22 protein-coding genes are annotated in these 17,991 nt (G+C 56.9%); 1 reads left to right on the forward strand and 21 read right to left on the reverse strand.

Annotated elements, in window-relative coordinates; all coding sequences use genetic code 11:
• Nucleotides 1-66: 66 nt before the first annotated feature.
• The 20 genes from hisB to QEP11_RS03335 all read right to left on the reverse strand — a co-directional run bounded on the left by hisB (nt 67) and on the right by QEP11_RS03335 (nt 15,612).
• Nucleotides 67-702 carry an imidazoleglycerol-phosphate dehydratase HisB gene (hisB, locus tag QEP11_RS03240; RefSeq protein ID WP_284335136.1) on the reverse strand — a complete coding sequence of 212 codons (636 nt, stop codon included), beginning with the start codon at nt 700-702 and terminating at the stop codon, nt 67-69.
• Nucleotides 699-1,820 (reverse strand): histidinol-phosphate transaminase, encoded by a 1,122-nt coding sequence (gene hisC, locus QEP11_RS03245; protein WP_284335137.1) that lies wholly within the window; start codon nt 1,818-1,820, stop codon nt 699-701. The genes hisB and hisC overlap by 4 nt, the downstream gene beginning before the upstream one ends.
• Before the next feature lie 42 nt (nt 1,821-1,862).
• Complete coding sequence (locus tag QEP11_RS03250; protein ID WP_284335138.1) at nt 1,863-2,318, reverse strand: PIN domain-containing protein; 456 nt, start codon at nt 2,316-2,318, stop codon at nt 1,863-1,865.
• A complete protein-coding gene (locus QEP11_RS03255; protein WP_284335139.1) occupies nt 2,315-2,584 on the reverse strand; it encodes a hypothetical protein in 270 nt (89 codons plus the stop codon). The genes QEP11_RS03250 and QEP11_RS03255 overlap by 4 nt, the downstream gene beginning before the upstream one ends.
• A 143-nt stretch (nt 2,585-2,727) precedes the next feature.
• Entirely contained in the window at nt 2,728-3,615 is an 888-nt protein-coding gene (locus QEP11_RS03260; RefSeq protein ID WP_284335140.1) for a hypothetical protein, read from the reverse strand.
• A 165-nt stretch (nt 3,616-3,780) separates the two neighbouring features.
• Entirely contained in the window at nt 3,781-5,097 is a 1,317-nt protein-coding gene (hisD, locus tag QEP11_RS03265) for a histidinol dehydrogenase (RefSeq protein ID WP_284335142.1), read from the reverse strand.
• Between the two features lie 32 nt (nt 5,098-5,129).
• Complete coding sequence (gene hisG, locus QEP11_RS03270; protein ID WP_284335143.1) at nt 5,130-5,780, reverse strand: ATP phosphoribosyltransferase; 651 nt, start codon at nt 5,778-5,780, stop codon at nt 5,130-5,132.
• Entirely contained in the window at nt 5,777-7,045 is a 1,269-nt protein-coding gene (gene murA, locus QEP11_RS03275) for a UDP-N-acetylglucosamine 1-carboxyvinyltransferase (RefSeq protein WP_284335144.1), read from the reverse strand. Before murA ends, hisG begins: the two co-directional genes overlap by 4 nt.
• Before the next feature lie 86 nt (nt 7,046-7,131).
• Nucleotides 7,132-7,374, reverse strand: a complete 243-nt coding sequence (locus tag QEP11_RS03280) for a BolA family protein (RefSeq protein WP_284335145.1) — start codon at nt 7,372-7,374, stop codon at nt 7,132-7,134.
• Nucleotides 7,375-7,441: 67 nt separating this feature from the next.
• A complete protein-coding gene (locus tag QEP11_RS03285; RefSeq protein WP_284335209.1) occupies nt 7,442-8,197 on the reverse strand; it encodes an ABC transporter permease in 756 nt (251 codons plus the stop codon).
• An 11-nt stretch (nt 8,198-8,208) separates the two neighbouring features.
• On the reverse strand, nt 8,209-9,114 hold the full coding sequence (locus QEP11_RS03290) for an ABC transporter ATP-binding protein (protein ID WP_284335146.1): 906 nt from the start codon (nt 9,112-9,114) through the stop codon (nt 8,209-8,211).
• 59 nt (nt 9,115-9,173) lie between these two features.
• Nucleotides 9,174-9,476 carry an STAS domain-containing protein gene (locus QEP11_RS03295; RefSeq protein ID WP_284335147.1) on the reverse strand — a complete coding sequence of 101 codons (303 nt, stop codon included), beginning with the start codon at nt 9,474-9,476 and terminating at the stop codon, nt 9,174-9,176.
• A 9-nt stretch (nt 9,477-9,485) separates the two neighbouring features.
• Entirely contained in the window at nt 9,486-10,130 is a 645-nt protein-coding gene (locus tag QEP11_RS03300; protein WP_284335148.1) for an MlaC/ttg2D family ABC transporter substrate-binding protein, read from the reverse strand.
• Between the two features lie 44 nt (nt 10,131-10,174).
• Entirely contained in the window at nt 10,175-10,924 is a 750-nt protein-coding gene (locus tag QEP11_RS03305) for an MlaA family lipoprotein (protein WP_284335149.1), read from the reverse strand.
• A gap of 30 nt (nt 10,925-10,954) precedes the next feature.
• Entirely contained in the window at nt 10,955-11,434 is a 480-nt protein-coding gene (mlaD, locus tag QEP11_RS03310) for an outer membrane lipid asymmetry maintenance protein MlaD (protein ID WP_284335150.1), read from the reverse strand.
• A gap of 26 nt (nt 11,435-11,460) precedes the next feature.
• On the reverse strand, nt 11,461-12,237 hold the full coding sequence (mlaE, locus tag QEP11_RS03315) for a lipid asymmetry maintenance ABC transporter permease subunit MlaE (protein ID WP_284335151.1): 777 nt from the start codon (nt 12,235-12,237) through the stop codon (nt 11,461-11,463).
• Nucleotides 12,234-13,040, reverse strand: coding sequence for an ABC transporter ATP-binding protein (locus QEP11_RS03320; protein WP_284335152.1), 807 nt, complete (start codon nt 13,038-13,040; stop codon nt 12,234-12,236). Before QEP11_RS03320 ends, mlaE begins: the two co-directional genes overlap by 4 nt.
• Nucleotides 13,041-13,255: 215 nt before the next feature.
• Nucleotides 13,256-14,032: an amino acid ABC transporter ATP-binding protein gene (locus QEP11_RS03325; RefSeq protein WP_284335153.1), complete on the reverse strand. Its 777-nt coding sequence runs from the start codon at nt 14,030-14,032 to the stop codon at nt 13,256-13,258.
• Complete coding sequence (locus QEP11_RS03330; RefSeq protein WP_284335154.1) at nt 14,013-14,666, reverse strand: amino acid ABC transporter permease; 654 nt, start codon at nt 14,664-14,666, stop codon at nt 14,013-14,015. The genes QEP11_RS03325 and QEP11_RS03330 overlap by 20 nt, the downstream gene beginning before the upstream one ends.
• Nucleotides 14,667-14,808: 142 nt before the next feature.
• Nucleotides 14,809-15,612, reverse strand: coding sequence for an amino acid ABC transporter substrate-binding protein (locus QEP11_RS03335; RefSeq protein ID WP_284335155.1), 804 nt, complete (start codon nt 15,610-15,612; stop codon nt 14,809-14,811).
• Nucleotides 15,613-15,769: 157 nt separating this feature from the next.
• Here QEP11_RS03335 and QEP11_RS03340 point away from each other — a divergent pair, with 157 nt between their 5' ends.
• Complete coding sequence (locus tag QEP11_RS03340; protein WP_284335157.1) at nt 15,770-16,219, forward strand: DUF3293 domain-containing protein; 450 nt, start codon at nt 15,770-15,772, stop codon at nt 16,217-16,219.
• A gap of 240 nt (nt 16,220-16,459) precedes the next feature.
• Here the strand turns inward: QEP11_RS03340 and QEP11_RS03345 are convergent, their stop codons facing one another.
• Nucleotides 16,460-17,935 (reverse strand): glutamate synthase subunit beta, encoded by a 1,476-nt coding sequence (locus QEP11_RS03345; protein ID WP_284335158.1) that lies wholly within the window; start codon nt 17,933-17,935, stop codon nt 16,460-16,462.
• Between the last annotated feature and the right edge of the window lie 56 nt (nt 17,936-17,991).

The raw sequence follows: 17,991 nt of genomic DNA on the forward strand, positions 1-17,991 counted from the left end.
TTATTGCTGAGTTTTAATGCACCAGCACACAACATCCGCTCACGGGCATGCACTGATTGCGCTCTTTTACAGGCTACCCTTGGTAGAAGGAATCACGCCGGCCATGCGTTCATCACGCTCCAGCGCAAAACGCAAAGCCCGGGCAAACGCCTTGAAAATGGTTTCGCACTGGTGGTGCGCGTTGAAACCCTTCAAATTATCGATGTGCAGTGTGACGCCGGCATGGTTCACAAAGCCTTGGAAAAACTCGTACACCAACTGGGTATCCAGTTCACCAATGCGACCAGCAGTGAACTTGCAATCCATGTGCAAACCCGGACGGCCCGAGAAATCGATCACCACCCTCGACAAAGCCTCGTCCAGCGGAACATAGGCATGTCCATAGCGACGAATACCCTTTTTATCGCCTACGGCTTTGGCAAAAGCCTGGCCAATAGTGATGCCGATGTCTTCCACCGTATGGTGTCCATCAATGTGCAGATCACCTTCGCAGTCCACATTCAGATCAATCAACCCATGTCGGGAAATCTGGTCCAGCATATGGTCCAGAAAACCAATGCCAGATGCCAAACGTGCCTTGCCTGTACCGTCCAGGTCCACGCGCACATGTACGCGGGTTTCGGCAGTATTGCGCTGCACCTCAGCCACGCGGGCGGTGCAATCGACAGTGGTAGCGGTGGAGGGGACGAGTGCATTGCTCATAGCGATTCCTTCAGGGCTGCCAGCATTTGGGCATTTTCTTCACGGGTGCCTACGGTCAGTCGCAGGCAATTGGCCAGCAAGGAGTGCATGGCCGCGACATTTTTCACCAACACGCCGCGCTGCTTCATGGCGGCTTGCGCTGCACCTGCATCGCGCACCCGAACCAAGACCATATTCGCCTCGGAAGGCCAGACTTTGTCTATGCCTTCCAGAGCGCCCAACGCATCCATCAAGGGTTTGCGCTCAGCACGAATGGCCGCAGCTTGCTCTGCGTACAGCGGTGCGTGCTCCAGCGCAAAAATTGCCGTCTCGCAATTGAGCACACTGATGTTGTAAGGAGGACGCACTTTATCCAGTTCGTTGACGATGGCAGCAGGCCCAATCAGATAACCCAGACGCGCGCCAGCCAGACCAAACTTGGAGAGAGTGCGCATCAGCAGCACATGGGTGTTGCGCTCAGGGAAGGCGCGCATCTGGTCAATCCAGCTGCGGCTGGCAAATGGCTGGTAAGCCTCATCCATCACCACCAAACCACCGATTGCGCCCACGGCATCAATCACTGCCTGTACCTTGTCCTCGGCCCACAGCGTGGCCGTGGGGTTATTGGGATAGGCAATGTAGGTGATGGCAGGCTTTTTCTCGCCAATCGCCGCAAGCATGGCGGGCACATCCAGGTCAAAGTCTTGCGTCAGCTGAACACCCACAAAATCCAGGCCTTGCAACTGCGCTGACAGCGGATACATCACAAAACCCGGCATGGGTGCCAGCATGGTAGCCCGGCGGCCTTGCGCACCCGGCTGTGCGGTTGCCAGCGCCAGCATGGAAATCACTTCGTCCGAGCCATTGCCCAGCAACACCGCACTGCCCTCAGGCGCACCGGCGTAGTCCATGAGCATTTGTTTCAGGACTTCCAGACGCTCACCTGGGTAGCGGTTGATTTCCAGGACTCCCAATCGCTCACCCAGAGCCTTTTGCAATTCCAGCGGAAGACGGAATGGGTTCTCCATGGTGTCCATCTTCAGCAAACCTTGCGCAGGTTGCACATGGTAGGCATGCATGGCGCGCACATCGGAGCGAATACGTTCCAGGGCCTTGGTAGAGATTGAGGCTGCAGACATGGGGTTCACACTTTCCAATTTCTTCACAAAATCCAACGCAGGTCAACGTGGTGACTCAGACGCTTTCAATTCATTTTGCGGTGCCTGCTGCTGCGGATTCACCATGGTGACACCGCCATATTGCGCACCGTGGGGCAGGTGCAGCGTCAGCATCCACTCGCAGCCGCTGTGCTGGGCACAAGCCACCGCCAGACAATCGGCAAAGGGCAGCTCATGGCGTGCCTGCACAGCCCACGCGGTTTCCAGCGTTGCAGCATCGGTTTTCCATGGATTCCAGGTCTGGTAACGGCGGATGGCCGCACGCGCGTCACCCTGCGGCAGAGGTATTTCGGCAGTGGTGACCTGCTCGTAAAACTCCACCAGCGCCTGATTGCCCGTGCGCCCTGCGCGACTGTGCCAAAGCACATCCAGCCAGCTCAGAACCGCCTCATAAAGGGCGACATTTCCTGTATCTTCAGCTGCAATCAGCACCGAAGTATCTACAAATACCGTGTTCATGCAGCATCCCCGGCTTGCCCATCTTGCAAAGCATTCGAACGCTTGCCACTGGCACGACGCAGGGCACTGGAGGATGGAGCTTGCGCTTTCCAGGTGCGCTCGTCGGTGCGCCACGCCAGATAAGCACGCTCGTAAGTATCTTCTCTGCGCTGCATTTCAGCCATGAAGTCACCCAGCATGCGCGAGACACTGGTGCCTCGACGTGCAGCCTCGATGCGTGCCCACTCCAGCACGCTGTCTTCTACGGTAATGGTGACGTTCTTCATGCGCACGAGTCTACACGATTTTCGTGTGACACGAAAATCGTGTAACAAGAAACTTCCATCAACCAATATCTTTGAGACTTGCGGGCAGTCCACATATAGCAAAAGCTCTGCAGTGCCCGGCTTGTGCTGCGGTCCTCTCGGCCTTAACGACCATACAGCGGGGGTGGAGCGTAATTGCCGCGGTCTGCAGGGAAAGCCTGTGGCTCTTGCGAGTTGCCCTGAGGTGTCGCGCGCGGTTGACGAACTGGATCACGCGCAAGCAGCCGAACTTCGAACAGTGCTGTGCCGATCACACCGATATTGCGCGCATCTCCGGCGGGCGTATTGCTCGCATAGGCCCTTGCTTTGCCTGAAAACCTGAAAGCAGCCACCTCGCGGTCATTTTTTCTAAAGCCGTCAATCACCAAACGCTCGCCCGGGCGCAAGAGATACCCGGCGTTGCGCATGCTGCCCGGTTGCCCCGACAGCACATCCAGACCGTCGACCGTGGTGACTACTTCGTAATTGCGCTGACTGCGGTTCGTATAGACCAGTTCATAGTGATCCCCTTCGCTGCCTGCGACGTAGTAATCGCCCGCCCCTGAAGTGCTGAAGATGCGCAGAACCTGACCATAGCCATTGACCACCCGTAACTCCACTTCACCCTGGGCCAGCAACACATTGAGCTGTCGCTGCCCATATTTCCCCAGCGCCTGCAGGATGCTGCGCTCATCGGAGTAACGCAGTTGCCCGACGGCATTGGGCCGATCTGGCGTCACACGTGAAGCCTGGATAAGCTGTGTGAAGGACTCTCGCCCTTCACCCCACTGCGTCCCCAGGGTGGATGCCGCGTGGGGTGCTGCCGCTCGGGCACTCAGACCAGAGGAAGCTGTGGCTTGTAGTTGCGGTGTCCGCTCCTCCAGCGTGCGCTGCTGCGCCACCTGTTCAACACTGGGGGCAGGCGCACTGCAAGCAGCCAGACCGGACACAAGCAGCAAGCCGAGGAAGCGCTGTAGCCAACGTAGGCAGCAAGGTGCTTGGCGAGAGGACATGGACTGGCTCCTTGGAATGTTTCGAATGAACACACCAGTGTCTCTGCAAAATCAAAATGCAGCGAGCGATAAAACTTCTTGAAACCAATTGGCTGCACCTCCGCCCAAGCCAGAAACAAAAAAGCCGTACAGCAACTGCACGGCTTGGGTGAACGACTGCACGCTTTACTTCAAACGCATTTCTGCGGCACGGGCGTGGCCTTGCAGACCTTCGCCATACGCCAGCTCTGCGGCAATCTTGCCCAGCACTTGCGCACCGGCTTCGCTGACTTCAATCAGGCTGGAGCGCTTCTGGAAATCATAGACACCCAGGGGCGACGAGAAACGTGCCGTACCGCTGGTAGGCAACACGTGGTTAGGGCCTGCGCAATAGTCGCCCAGCGATTCACTGGTGTAGGCACCCAGAAAGATGGCTCCGGCATGCTTGAGCAAAGGCTCCCACTTGTGCGGATCGTTGCTGGAAACCTCCAGGTGCTCAGGCGCAATGCGGTTGGAGATGGCGCAGGCTTCTTCCATGTTGCGGGTCAGAATCAGTGCGCCACGGCCATTCAGGCTCTTGGCGATGATTTCCTTGCGCGGCATTTCAGGCAGCAGGCGGTCAATCGATGCCTGGACCGCATCAATATAAGCAGCATCAGGGCACAGCAAGATGGATTGCGCCAGCTCGTCGTGCTCGGCCTGGCTGAACAGGTCCATGGCCACCCAGTCCGGGGGCGTCGTGCCATCGGCCAGCACCAGAATTTCCGAGGGACCAGCAATCATGTCGATACCCACCAGGCCAAATACGCGCTTTTTGGCGCTGGCCACGTACGCATTGCCGGGTCCCGTGATCTTGTCCACCTTGGGCACAGTGGCCGTGCCATAGGCCAGGGCTGCCACCGCTTGCGCGCCACCAACAGTGAAGGCGCGGTGCACACCAGCCACATAGGCCGCTGCCAGCACCAGAGGATTCTTCTCCCCCTTGGGGGTCGGCACAACCATGATGATTTCAGGCACACCCGCCACATGCGCAGGAATGGCGTTCATCAACACGCTGGAAGGGTAAGCCGCTTTGCCACCGGGCACATAAATGCCCACGCGGTCCAGAGGCGTGACTTTTTGCCCCAGCAGTGTGCCATCTTCGTCACGGTAGCTCCAGCTCTCGCCATTGGCCTTTTTCTGGGCTTCGTGATAGGTACGTACTCGCTTGGCAGCCGCTTGAAGCGCATGCTTTTGCGCATCGCCCAGGCTGTCAAAAGCAGCTTTGAGTTCCGTCTGCGTCAGCTCAAGCGCTTGCATGCTTGAGACATCCAGACCATCAAAGCGCGCGGTGTACTCCAGCACGGCCGCATCGCCGCGTGCTTGCACATCTGCCAGAATGTCCGCCACACGCTGCTCGATCGCTGCATCCGTGTCGGCTGACCAATGCAGACGTTGCGCAAAATCATGCTCGAAATTGGCATCCGCGGTGGACAGACGAAGGGGGTTAGCTGCGATTTCCATAGTACTTACTGCTTCAACAGTGGGGAAGAGAATTAGTTGTTCTTGGCGGCAACCGCCTGCGCGAATGCATCAATGATGTGGCGCAGCGGCTTTTGTTTGAGCTTGAGCGATGCCTGATTGACCACCAGACGCGAACTGATATCGATGATGGGCTCCACCTCCACCAGATCATTGGCACGCAAGGTGTTGCCAGTGGAAACAAGATCCACGATGGCATCTGCCATGCCAGTCAGCGGAGCCAGCTCCATCGAGCCGTAGAGCTTGATCATGTCGACGTGAACACCCTTTTTGGCGAAAAACTCACGCGCGATCGTGGTGTACTTGGTCGCAACCTTCAGACGCGCACCCTGTTTGACGGCATGTGCATAGTCAAAACCATTGCGCACGGCCACGCTGACACGGCACTTGGCAATCTGCAAATCCAGTGGCTGGTACAGTCCCTGTCCACCATGCTCAATCAGGGAGTCGGAGCCTGAGACCCCAAGGTCTGCACCACCGTACTGCACATACACCGGTACATCCGAGGCGCGCACCAGCACCACACGCACGTCGGGGTTGGTGGTTTCAAAAATCAGCTTGCGTGATTTCTCGATGTCTTCCGTCACCTCAATGCCAGCTGCTGCCAGCAAAGGCACGGTTTCCTCATAGATACGGCCCTTGGACAGGGCAATGGTGATGCTCATTGCGACACTCTTTCAATATCAGCGCCCAAGCCGCGCAGCTTGGCTTCCATGCGGTCATAGCCCCGATCCAGGTGATAAATGCGGTCCACCAGGGTCTCACCCTTGGCCACCAGACCGGCAATCACCAAGCTGGCCGAAGCGCGCAAGTCCGTCGCCATCACGGTAGCCCCTGACAATGGAGCGCCACCCACCACGGTTGCCAGACGGCCTTCGGTGGTGATCTGTGCCCCTAGACGCATCATCTCGTTGACATGCATGAAGCGGTTTTCAAAGATGGTCTCCGTCACCGTGCTGGTGCCTTCGGCCACCAGATTCAGCGCCATGAATTGCGCCTGCATGTCGGTAGGGAACCCTGGGTATTCAGTGGTGCGGAAGCTCTGCGCCTTCAAGTGACCATTGCTGCGCACCCGCAACCCGCCCTCCTCTTGCTGCACCTCGGCCCCGGCTTCCACCAGTTTGTCGATCACAGCCCCCAGATGGTCGGCACGACCATTGCGCAGGAAAGCATTCCCCCCCGTGGCGGCCACAGCGCACAGAAAGGTTCCTGCCTCAATGCGGTCAGCCACCACGGCATGCTCACAGCCATGGAGTGACTCCACGCCTTGAATGGTGATACGGCTGGTGCCATGGCCTTCAATCCTGGCCCCCATCTTGATGAGCATTTCAGCCAGATCCGTGATTTCGGGCTCCATGGCGGCGTTTTCCAGCACTGTCTCGCCTTCTGCAAGCGCCGCTGCCATCAGAAAATTCTCCGTGCCCGTCACCGTCACCATGTCAGTGGTAATGCGTGCACCTTTCAAACGCTTCCAGCCCGCAGGCAAGCTGGCGTTCATGTACCCGTTTTCCACGGTAATGACCGCGCCCATGGCTTGCAAGCCCTTGATGTGCTGATCCACAGGACGCGAGCCAATGGCACAGCCTCCCGGCAGCGAAACCTTGGCATGACCAAAACGTGCCAGCAAAGGCCCCAGCGCCAGCACGGAAGCACGCATGGTTTTGACCAGCTCGTACGGTGCCTCTGGGTTGTTCAGCGCGCCCGCATTCAGCGAGACCGTGCCATTGTCATCGCGCTCGGCAGCCACACCCATGTTGCGGATGAGCTTGAGCATGGTGGCCACATCCTGCAGACGGGGCACGTTATGCAAGGTTACGGGCTGTGCCGTCAGCAGAGCCGCGCACAGCTCGGGTAATGCAGCGTTTTTGGCACCAGAAATCAGCACTTCACCGTGCAAAGCACGGCCACCGCGAATGAGAAGTTTGTCCATGGCGTTGGAGCCTTGAATCGAAATTGAAATGAAATCACGCCAAGCCCCCCGGGTTCAGCGCAAACAGAAATGTGTGAAGGGGCTGCTTAGTCAGCCTTGCTTGCCCATTCTGCCGGAGTGAAGGTCTTCATCGACAAAGCATGGACTTCATCGGTCTTGATACGCTCACCCAGCGTTGCATACACCAGACGCTGACGCGCCAGCAGGCGCTTGCCCTCAAACTCTGCCGAGACAATGGTGGCGTACCAATGGCGTCCATCACCTTCCACGGCCAAATGCTCACAGCTCAAGCCTGCGCGGATGATGGATTGGAGTTGATCAGCTGTCATAGTGTTCTCAATGCATGCAGCGCGTGCGCTGCAGTCGAAGTGGCAGCGCACCCAAAGGCACGCACAATCAATGGCGAATTTTGTAGCCAATACGCAGCAAATGGATGGCCACAGCACTCACGGCCAACCACGCTACACCCACGATGCCCAGACTCATCCAGGGAGAGACATCGCTCTGGCCGAAGAAACCATAGCGAAAGCCGTCAATCATGTAGAAAAACGGATTCAAATGGCTAACCTGCTGCCAAAAAGGTGGCAGCGATTGAATCGAATAAAACACACCCGAAAGAAATGTCATGGGCATGATCAGAAAGTTCTGAAAGGCTGCCATCTGATCGAATTTATCGGCCCACAAACCGGCAATCAGTCCCAACGTACCCAGCAAGGCAGCACCCAGAAAGGCAAATATCACTATCCATAACGGCGCTACAGCGACCGCAGGCGTGAAGAACAAGGTGACGATGTATACGCCCAAACCAACGGCCAGACCCCGAACGATGGAAGAACCGACATAGGCCGCAAACCAAGCCCAGTGCGACAGTGGTGTCAACAAGATAAACACCACGCTGCCCATGATCTTGCTTTGCACCAGGCTGGACGAGCTATTGGCGAATGCGTTTTGCAACACGCTCATCATCACAAGTCCCGGCACCAAAAAGGCGGTATAGCCCACGCCATCAAATACCTGCACATGATCTTCCAGCACATGACCAAATATCAGCAGATACAGCACTGCTGTCATCACAGGTGCTGCGACTGTCTGGAAACTCACCTTCCAAAAACGCAGAATTTCCTTGTAGAACAGCGAGGTCCAGCCTTGCATCTGGGGGAACATCAGGCAGCCCCCTTCATGACTTGAAGAAATACATCTTCCAAATCGGCACGACGAATTTCCATGTCTTCCATCACCACCTGGGCCTCACGCAGCGTGGCCAAGAAGCGTTCGATATCGTGCGGACCCTGAGCGGGCAATTGCACCACGCGCCCGGTCACGCGCGCCACTGGCGCCAGCGATGCAGGCAAAACGCTATCAGTTTTGAATTGCAGCACATTGGATGACGCAGTCTTCAGCAGATTGGACGTCTCATCCAGCGCCACCACATTGCCGTTCTTGAGCATGGCGATGCGGTTGCACAAGGCTTCCGCTTCTTCCAGATAGTGTGTTGTCAGCAATACCGTATGGCCTTGCTTGTTGAGCTTGGAGATGAAATGCCACAGCGTTTGACGCAACTCCACATCCACACCCGCCGTGGGCTCATCCAAGACAATGATGGGCGGCTTGTGCACCAGTGCCTGTGCAACCAACACACGTCGCTTCATTCCACCTGAGAGCTGGCGCATATTGGCGTTGGCCTTGTCGGACAGGCCCAGGCTTTCCAACAGCTCATCAATCCAGGCATCGTTGTTCTTGACACCAAAATATCCGGATTGAAGACGCAATGTCTCGCGCACATTGAAAAATGGGTCAAACACCAGCTCTTGCGGCACCACGCCCAACTGTTTGCGCGCTGCAGCGAAGTCTGCCTGCACATCCTGGCCCATCACAGTGATACGGCCGCTGGTGGCTTTGGCCAAGCCTGCCAAAATACTGATGAGCGTGGTCTTACCCGCGCCATTGGGGCCGAGCAGGCCAAAGAATTCACCCTCGGCAATATCCAGGCTCACTGCGTTGAGTGCCTGAAAACCACCTTTGGAGGTTGCGTAGGTCTTGGAGACAGATTGGATAGAAACAGCTGGCATGAGAGTGTGACATTCTAAGGCCCCCAGGCCACCCAGCCTGTCCCGCGGTTTTGAAGCACCTACGCAGTCTGCGTTGCTGCCTGTTCCGGGTCCAGCAAAGGCAACACACCATAGACTTGTGCCAAAGACTGCAGACTCGGCGTCCAGCCTTGCACATGCAGGCTCTGCTGCCGGGCTTGCGCTGCACGGCGACACGCCAGCAACAACGCCAGGCCAGCCGAATCAAACGACTGCACTGCAGATGCATCCAGTGCAATTGTTGCACCCGACGGTATGCCTTGCATGCGGACCATCATGTCAGCCCGCGCAGTGACGACGGCTTGCGTCGTCAAAACAGAAGGGAGTGCAATCGTCTGCTGCATGGCGTGTCTTTATTTACCAGAGCTGGTATCGGCAGCCATGGTTCGGCTGGACAGCGCATTGATCAGGCCATCAATACCGCCTTTGTTGAGCTCCTGCGCAAACTGGGTACGGTAGGTTTCCACCATCCAAACGCCCAGCACATTGAGGTTGTAAATCTTCCATGCCTTGCCATCGGCGTTCTCCAGACGGAAGTCCAGCTGCACAGGCTCGCCCTTGCCATGCACTTCGGTGCGTACCAGCACGTCCTTGTCGTCAGCAGCTGCACGCAAAGGCTTGACCACCACGCGCTGATCGCTCACTTGCTTCAAAGCACCCGCATAGGTACGAATAAGCATGAGCTTGAACTCCTGCTGCAGGCGTTCGCGCTGCTCGGGGGAAGCCTGGCGCCACTGAGGACCAACTGCCGCCGAAGTCATGCGGCGAAAGTTCACATGGGGCATCACGGTGGTGTCCACCACCTGGGAAATGCGGGCAATATTGCCGCTGCGCAGCTCAGGGTCAGCCTTGATGGTTTCCAAGATATCAACCGACAGGCGCTTGACCAGGGCGTCAGGCGCCTCGACCCCGTTTTGTGCCAGAGCGGCTGGAGCTGCGGTGGCCCACAGAGCAGCGGTAACAGCCAGCATGGCTGTCAAGGTACGGCGTTGCATCATCGTTTTCCTTTCTCGCCAGGAGCAAATGCGCCTGGTTGTGCGGTTTAGTCGTCGTAGCTTTCGACACGACCCGCGTTGTCATCATTGTCCTGGCTGCTGGAGCGGTCACGTTGTTTCAAATAGAAATCCCGCATCAGCGCGTAACGATCCAGAGAGGCTGCATCCAGCGTGTCGCTGGCATTGAGCAAGTTGGCGCGTTTGTTGATCAGATTCAAGCCTGTCAGGCTGTTTCGGTGCGAGACAGGCCGCAGGTCAGCCAGCACATATCCCTGCCAATCCACAGGCAATGCCACGGTATCACGCACCGTGGAAGGGCCTAAAAATGGCAACACCAGATACGGCCCTGGCTTGATACCCCAGCTACCCAGCGTCAACCCAAAGTCTTGCTTGTTACGGTCCACTTGCATTTCAGTAGCAATATCAAGCAAGCCACCGAAACCCAGCACTGTATTGGTGGTGAAGCGAACGACGTGGTTGTAAGCCTGCTCGCCGTTGCCCTGCAAAGCATGGTTCACCAGCGACCACAAATCCCCCAGGTTGCCAAAGAAGTTGGTCACTGCGGTGCGCACCGGCGTGGGGGTGATGGTCTGATAAGCGGTTGCCACCGGCTTGAATACAGCATCGTCAACGGCATCGTTGAACCTGGTCATGGAACGGTTATAGCCCTCGTAAGGATCCTGAGGGTTGGCAGCTTGCGTGGAAGCACAGCCAGACAACACCACACCAGCGACAATCAGACTGGCTGCACCTGCCTGACGCATGCGAATAGCTAAAGCCAATGCCTTCTTATCCATCACAAACCTTTCTTCTTCTTTCTTGCCTAGTTACTTCGATGCCTCAGCATTGCCACCATCTTCGGCCTTGCTATAGATGAATTGCCCAATCAGGTTCTCCAGCACCACGGCAGACTGCGTGGCGGTCACCCGGTCTCCTGCTTCCAGGTTGGCATCGTCAGCCCCGGCCTCAATCCCCACATACTGGTCTCCCAGCAAGCCACTGGTCAAAATTTTCAGAGAACTGTCCTTAGGGAAAGCGTAGCGCTTTTCCATCGCCAGATGTACGGTGGCTTGGAAAGTTGTGTCATCAAACGTGATGTCTTCTACACGTCCTACTACCACGCCCGCGCTCTTTACTGCAGCCTTGGGCTTCAGGCCGCCGATGTTGTCAAAGCGCGCTGTAACTTTATAGGTTTCCTGGAAGCTCAGGCTCAGCAGGTTGGCTGACTGCAATGCCAAGAACACCAGCGCCAAAGCACCCACCAGCACAAAGAGGCCGACCCATACGTCGTTTTTAGAAGCCTGCATACATAGTCCTTAAGAATCTTCACGCTTCAGATGCTGAACATCGAAGCCGTGAGCAAGAAATCCAGCGCCAATACAGCCAGGGACGCAACCACGACCGTCCGTGTTGTGGCTCGAGAGACGCCTTCCGGCGTCGGTTTGGCCATAAAGCCTTGATACAGGGCCACAAAAGTCACGGCAACACCAAAGACGATGCTCTTGATGACGCCATTGCCCAGGTCGTACCACCAGTCCACACCTGACTGCATTTGTCCCCAGAAGGCACCGCTGTCGACACCAATCATCACTACCCCGACCAGCCAGCCGCCAATGATGCCGACAGCACTAAACACCGCGGCCAACAGTGGCATGGTCACAAATCCAGCCCAAAAACGGGGAGCCAGAATACGTTTGACAGGATCTACCGCCATCATTTCCATGGCAGACAGTTGTTCGCCCGCCTTCATCAGGCCAATTTCCGCTGTCAATGCCGTTCCAGCCCGCCCCGCAAACAGCAAGGCCGTCACCACTGGTCCCAATTCACGCAACAGTGAAAGCGCTACCAGCAAGCCTAGCGCCTCAGCGGAGCCATAACGCTGCAACGTGTAGTAGCCCTGCAAGCCCAGCACGAATCCCACAAACAGGCCGGACACTGCAATGATGACCAACGAATAGTTGCCCAAAAAATGAATCTGATCACTCAGCAGGCGAAAGCGCGACAAGGTCGCTGGCAACAATCCAAAAAGGCGTACAAACAGTGCCGTGGCCCGGCCCAGCCCGGCCAATTGCTGGCGCGTCCATAAACCCAATGCTGCAATGGCCTTCATGCTTGGCCTCCAAAGTCCTGTTCCAGACTCGGGGCTGGATAGTGAAACGGGACCGGCCCCTGTGGCTGCGCATGAATGAATTGCTGTACCAGCGGATCCGGGTTGGCACGCACCTCATCTGGCGTACCTTGGGCGGCAATCCCGCCAGCGCCAAGAATCACCACATGGTCAGCGACATGGAAGGTTTCTTCCAGATCGTGCGAGACCAGAATGCTGGTCAGACCCAGCGCATCATTGAGCGTTCGAATCAGGCGTGCAGCAGTTCCCAAGGAAATCGGATCCAGCCCCGCAAATGGCTCGTCATACATGATGAGCTCTGGATCAAGGGCAATCGCACGCGCCAGCGCCACACGGCGCGCCATGCCACCGGAAATCTGACTGGGCATGAGGTCACGCGCACCACGCAGGCCCACTGCGTGCAATTTCATCAGCACAATGTCGCGCACCATGTCTTCTGGCAGGCGGGTGTGCTCACGCAGCGGGAAAGCTACATTGTCCAGCACGCTCATATCGGTAAACAGTGCGCCGAACTGGAACAACATGCCCATGCGACGACGCATGGCATACAGCTGTCGGCTATCCATCTGCCCAACGTCTTGGCCACCAAACAGCACCTGTCCCTGCTGAGCACGCTCCTGTCCACCAATCAGACGCAGCACCGTGGTTTTGCCACCGCCGGACGCACCCATCAGTGCTGTGACTTTGCCCCGCGGCACCTGCACAGAGAGGTCGCGCAGGACGATGCGTTCACCATAGCCAAAGGTGACGTTGCGCAACTCCACTAAAGGTGCTGGATGGCTCATTCGATGCTGATCTCAATAATGTGGTTGAAGGTCGATATTGTGCAGACAAGCCGCCCGAGGTGTCCGCTTGCGACACAGACAAACATACATGAATGTATGTTTCTAAATGTACACAGACAAGGCTAAACCATCAAGAAAAACCGCTTGATACTGTGAAACTGCGAAGCATTAAGGAAATTACGGATAAAAAGACTGCAGCCCAAGCTGCAGCTTTTTCACAACATATTCTGTAAGAATGCCTTGGTCCGTTCATGCCTGGGCTGGGCAAAAAAAGCTTCCGCTGGCGCCTGCTCGACGATATACCCCCCATCCATGAAGATCACGCGATTGGCCACTTCCCTGGCAAAACCCATTTCATGGGTCACCACCAGCATGGTCATGCGATCTTCAGCCAGTTCACGCATGGTGCGCAGCACTTCACCAGTCAGCTCAGGGTCCAATGCCGATGTCGGCTCATCAAACAGCATGATGTCCGGATCCATGGCCAGGGCGCGGGCAATCGCCACACGCTGCTTTTGGCCACCCGACAGACGGTTGGGATATGCGTCGCGCTTTTCCAGCAAGCCGACCTTCTTGAGCAGGGCTTCGGCTTTGGGAATGATCTCTTCGCGCTTGAGCTTTTTGACCAGCATGGGCGCTTCAATGATGTTTTCCAGCACTGTCAGATGCGGAAACAGGTTGAAGCTTTGGAACACCATGCCCATCTTTCGGCCAATGCGACGAATTTCAGACTCCGCCACGTAATGCGCCTTGCCTTCGCCTTCGGAGCGGGCCAGCGCCTCACCTTCAATCAGGATGGTGCCGCGATCAATCGTCTCCAGATGATTCAAACACCGCAGAAAAGTGCTTTTACCTGAGCCCGAAGGACCAATCACAGCGACCACTTCTCCACGCTTCAAATCCAGCGATACCCCGCGCAGCACTTCATTTCCGCCAAAGGCCTTGTGAATGGCCTGCGCAGAAATCATCACATCAGGCGTCGTACTTGGCATAACGCTTCTCCAGGTACTGGAAGCCCCAGGTCAACACCAAGGTCATCACAAGATAGAAAGCAGCGGCCACAATGAAAGGTGTGGTCGTAAAGTCGCGCTGGACAATACCGCGCGCAGCGCGAAGCAGATCATTGAGGGCCAGCACGTAAATCAAAGAAGTGTCCTTGACCAGTGTGATGGTCTCATTGGACAGCGGCGGCAAAATGCGCGGCCAGACTTGAGGAATCACAATCCGGCGCATCGTTTGGGCATAAGACAGCCCCAGCACCTTGGCACCCTCGTACTGGCCACGGTCGATAGACTGGATGCCCGCACGGAAAATTTCAGCAAAGTAAGCGGCGTAATTCAGAGTAAACGCCACGATAGCCGCTGGGTAGTCATCAAAACGAATACCGATGACCGGGACAAACGGCAGAGCAAAGTAGATGAACAGCATCTGCAGCATCAGCGGCGTGCCGCGCATCAACCAGATATAACCGCCCACCAAAGCACGCAGACCAGCAAATCGGGACAGACGCACGAGTGCCAACAACAGACCCAGCGGTATGGAGAGCACCAGCGTAATGGCGAACAGCTTGAGCGTCACTATCGCGCCCTGCGACAGTGGCCCCAATAAGGAAATAACGTAATCCATGAAACAAGCCTTCAGCGCGACCACTTGAACGGGTGTCGCAGGCACAGGGAGAGTGCCCCGTTACACAGCAGCAAAGCTGTGCCAACAAAAAACACCGGCGTGGCCAAGGCGGGCCACGCCGGTGTATGGTCAAGCGCGAAGCTTACTTGACAATGTTTTCACCGAACCATTTCTTGGAAATTTCGGCAGCTGCACCATCAGCCTTCATGTCCTTCAAGGCCTGGTTGACCTTGCCCAGCAACTCGGTGTCTTCCTTGCGGAAGCCCACACCGTAGTCTTCGGTGCCGAAGTTGTCTTCCAGCACAGTGTAAGCATCTGCCTTTTTGGCAACGTGGAAGCGGCCTACCACCTCGTCCACCACCACGGCGTCCAGACGGCCTGTTTCCAGATCCATCAGTGCAGTGATGTTGTCACCAAACTGTTTGAACTCCTTGAAGGAGCTAAACACTTCTTCTTCCTTCTTCATCGCATCGACTGCAGAAGAAGCTTCCTGTACGCCCACTACCTTGCCAGCCAGGCCAGCCTTGTTGGTGATGTCGGAGCCGGCCTTGACGATGATGATCTGACGGTTGGCCATGTAGGGATCTGTGAACGCAATGTGTTGCTTGCGCGATTCCAGAATAGTCAGCCCGTTCCACAGCACGTCGATACGCTTGCCGTTCAATTCGGCTTCTTTGGCGCTCCAGTCGATGGGCTTGAACTCCACTTCCATGCCCAGGCGCTTGGTGGCTTCTCGAGCCATGTCGATGTCAAAGCCGACCAGCTCATTCTTCTCATCGCGGAAACCCATGGGTGGGAAGTTGTCATCCAGACCCACCACGATCTTGGTCACGGCAGCAGGTGCAGGGGTTGCTGGTGCTGCGGTGGTCGCAGCTGGTTCAGACTTGCCGCAGGCAGCGAGGATGGCAGTGATGGCCAACGATGCAAGAAGGGTACGTTTTTTCATGGCTTCAAGGGTGAGGTGAAAGAACCGGTCTGGCCAGCAAAACACAGAGTACGTAAAAACCCTAGTAACTGTATGCTGCAATGGCCGAATCCGTTATTGTCACTCAGACAAGCCCTGGTTGCTACCTGTCTGGGCCATAACCACGCATGCAAACCACATGCAGCGCAATTTCGATACGTTAGCCATGGCCGATACCGCCCTCCCCGAGCCACTTCTTCGCGCTTACCAAGCCGCCCAATACCGCATTGACAACTGCGATTGGTATTTACAGCTGGGCGAAACACAGCCTGCCCTGGCACCCTGCTACCAGCGCCATGCCGTGCAATGTGCCACTTATCTCACGGCCTGCAATCCGTTGGGCGAGCTGCTGCCTGACCGCCTCAACGCACGGCGCATGGTGCAATTGCGACAAGCACTGCAACGCGCAGGCTGGGCGTGGCTGGACGGACACGGTCATGATCCCGAAGGCCACTGGCCTGCAGAAGACAGTGTGCTGGTCTGGGGCATGACTGAAAGCACCGCCCGCGCCTGGGGGCAGCAATGGAATCAGAATGCCGTGGTGCATTGCGGATCGGACATGGTGCCCAAGCTGCTTTTACTGCGTTAAGACGCAGCCCCAAACGCCCCCAGCTGAGTCAATACGCAAGCCAATGGCACGCATAAAAAAAAGCGCCCGAAAGCGCCAGACAACAAGCAATTTAGCCTTTTGGAGTGCCAAGCATGTGACCGATCAGGCTCGGAAGACGCTTTAAAGCTGACAACGTCTTGCGCTTGAACATATCCCCCTGCTGCATCGCATGCGGTCCTCACCGGCCAGATCCAGGCTAGCGAAGACCACATCTCGCCCTTAGCGCGGCAAAGTGGTCGCCCCCATCAGGAACTCATCCACTGCGCGGGCCGCCTGACGGCCTTCTCGAATCGCCCACACCACCAGGCTCTGACCACGGCGCATGTCGCCTGCGGCAAACAGCTTGCTGACATTGGTAGCGTATCCGCCAGCCACTTCGGTGCTGGCCTTGGCATTGCCACGCGCATCCTTTTCGACACCGAAGGCGTCCAGCACGGTTTGCACGGGAGAGACGAAACCCATGGCCAGGAAAACCAGATCGGCCTTGATGATCTCTTCAGAGCCAGGGATTTCGGTCATCTTGCCGTCCTTCCACTCCAGACGCACGGTCTTCACCGCAGTCAACTGGCCTTTTTCGCCAATGAACTCCTTGGTGCCGATAGCGAACTCACGCTCGCAGCCTTCCTGGTGGCTGGAGCTGGTGCGCAGCTTCAGCGGCCAGTAAGGCCACACCAGCGGTTTGTTCTCTTGCTCTGGAGGCATGGGCATCAACTCCAGCTGGGTCACTTTCACGGCTCCGTGGCGGTTGGATGTACCCACGCAGTCCGAGCCCGTGTCGCCACCGCCAATCACCACCACGTGCTTGCCGTCGGCGCGGATCTGGCCTTTGAGCTTGCCGTCACGGGTCACCTTGTTTTGCTGGGGCAGGAACTCCATGGCAAAGTGCACGCCCTTAAGCTCACGACCGGGCACAGGCAAGTCACGCGACTGTTCAGCACCGCCCGTCAGCAGCACCGCATCAAACTCGGCCATCAGTGTCTCAGGCGCGATGGTTTCGCTCGCCCAGTTTGTCACCTTGCTGTCTTTACCCAGCCCATCCTTGCCAGCCACCAGCACACCGGTGCGGATCTTCAGGCCTTCGGCCACCAGTTGCTCCACGCGGCGATCAATATTGGCCTTGTCCAGCTTGAAGTCCGGGATACCGTAACGCAGCAAACCGCCGACCTGATCGTTCTTTTCAAACAAGGTCACGTCGTGGCCGGCTCGTACCAGTTGTTGCGATGCGGCCAAGCCTGCCGGGCCTGCACCCACCACCGCCACCTTCTTGCCCGTCTTGAGCTTGGGCAACTGCGGCTTGACCCAGCCTTCGTCCCAGGCGCGATCAATGATGGCGTGCTCGATCGACTTGATGCCGATGGGTGCATTGTTGATATTCACCACGCACGCGGCTTCGCATGGCGCAGGGCAGATACGTCCCGTGAACTCGGGGAAGTTGTTGGTGCTGTGCAGCACCTTGATGGCGTTGGCCCAATCACCTCGATACACCAGATCATTGAAATCCGGGATCACGTTGTTGATGGGGCAACCGTTGTTGCAAAAAGGCGTGCCGCAATCCATGCAGCGCGCACCCTGAACCTTGGCTTGCTCGGGGGTCAGGGCAATCACGAACTCTTTGTAGTTCTTCACGCGCTCGGCGACAGGCAGATAGCCTTCTTCAATGCGCTCGTATTCCAGAAAACCGGTGGTCTTTCCCATGATGTCTATTCCTTCAATCTTGTTCGCTCAGAGCAGTGCGGTGGGGGCAGTCGTGC

The sequence above is a fragment of the Comamonas halotolerans genome (assembly GCF_030162935.1).
Taxonomy (GTDB): domain Bacteria; phylum Pseudomonadota; class Gammaproteobacteria; order Burkholderiales; family Burkholderiaceae_C; genus Comamonas; species Comamonas halotolerans.

Excerpts from the sequence above, each read along its gene's own strand:
- hisB (WP_284335136.1), bottom strand. The coding sequence starts at position 702 with ATGAGCAATGCACTCGTCCCCTCCACCGCTACCACTGTCGATTGCACC.
- hisC (WP_284335137.1), bottom strand. The coding sequence starts at position 1,820 with ATGTCTGCAGCCTCAATCTCTACCAAGGCCCTGGAACGTATTCGCTCC.
- QEP11_RS03250 (WP_284335138.1), bottom strand. The coding sequence starts at position 2,318 with ATGAACACGGTATTTGTAGATACTTCGGTGCTGATTGCAGCTGAAGAT.
- QEP11_RS03255 (WP_284335139.1), bottom strand. The coding sequence starts at position 2,584 with ATGAAGAACGTCACCATTACCGTAGAAGACAGCGTGCTGGAGTGGGCA.
- QEP11_RS03260 (WP_284335140.1), bottom strand. The coding sequence starts at position 3,615 with ATGTCCTCTCGCCAAGCACCTTGCTGCCTACGTTGGCTACAGCGCTTC.
- hisD (WP_284335142.1), bottom strand. The coding sequence starts at position 5,097 with ATGGAAATCGCAGCTAACCCCCTTCGTCTGTCCACCGCGGATGCCAAT.
- hisG (WP_284335143.1), bottom strand. The coding sequence starts at position 5,780 with ATGAGCATCACCATTGCCCTGTCCAAGGGCCGTATCTATGAGGAAACC.
- murA (WP_284335144.1), bottom strand. The coding sequence starts at position 7,045 with ATGGACAAACTTCTCATTCGCGGTGGCCGTGCTTTGCACGGTGAAGTG.
- QEP11_RS03280 (WP_284335145.1), bottom strand. The coding sequence starts at position 7,374 with ATGACAGCTGATCAACTCCAATCCATCATCCGCGCAGGCTTGAGCTGT.
- QEP11_RS03285 (WP_284335209.1), bottom strand. The coding sequence starts at position 8,197 with ATGCAAGGCTGGACCTCGCTGTTCTACAAGGAAATTCTGCGTTTTTGG.
- QEP11_RS03290 (WP_284335146.1), bottom strand. The coding sequence starts at position 9,114 with ATGCCAGCTGTTTCTATCCAATCTGTCTCCAAGACCTACGCAACCTCC.
- QEP11_RS03295 (WP_284335147.1), bottom strand. The coding sequence starts at position 9,476 with ATGCAGCAGACGATTGCACTCCCTTCTGTTTTGACGACGCAAGCCGTC.
- QEP11_RS03300 (WP_284335148.1), bottom strand. The coding sequence starts at position 10,130 with ATGATGCAACGCCGTACCTTGACAGCCATGCTGGCTGTTACCGCTGCT.
- QEP11_RS03305 (WP_284335149.1), bottom strand. The coding sequence starts at position 10,924 with ATGGATAAGAAGGCATTGGCTTTAGCTATTCGCATGCGTCAGGCAGGT.
- mlaD (WP_284335150.1), bottom strand. The coding sequence starts at position 11,434 with ATGCAGGCTTCTAAAAACGACGTATGGGTCGGCCTCTTTGTGCTGGTG.
- mlaE (WP_284335151.1), bottom strand. The coding sequence starts at position 12,237 with ATGAAGGCCATTGCAGCATTGGGTTTATGGACGCGCCAGCAATTGGCC.
- QEP11_RS03320 (WP_284335152.1), bottom strand. The coding sequence starts at position 13,040 with ATGAGCCATCCAGCACCTTTAGTGGAGTTGCGCAACGTCACCTTTGGC.
- QEP11_RS03325 (WP_284335153.1), bottom strand. The coding sequence starts at position 14,032 with ATGCCAAGTACGACGCCTGATGTGATGATTTCTGCGCAGGCCATTCAC.
- QEP11_RS03330 (WP_284335154.1), bottom strand. The coding sequence starts at position 14,666 with ATGGATTACGTTATTTCCTTATTGGGGCCACTGTCGCAGGGCGCGATA.
- QEP11_RS03335 (WP_284335155.1), bottom strand. The coding sequence starts at position 15,612 with ATGAAAAAACGTACCCTTCTTGCATCGTTGGCCATCACTGCCATCCTC.
- QEP11_RS03340 (WP_284335157.1), top strand. The coding sequence starts at position 15,770 with ATGCAGCGCAATTTCGATACGTTAGCCATGGCCGATACCGCCCTCCCC.
- QEP11_RS03345 (WP_284335158.1), bottom strand. The coding sequence starts at position 17,935 with ATGGGAAAGACCACCGGTTTTCTGGAATACGAGCGCATTGAAGAAGGC.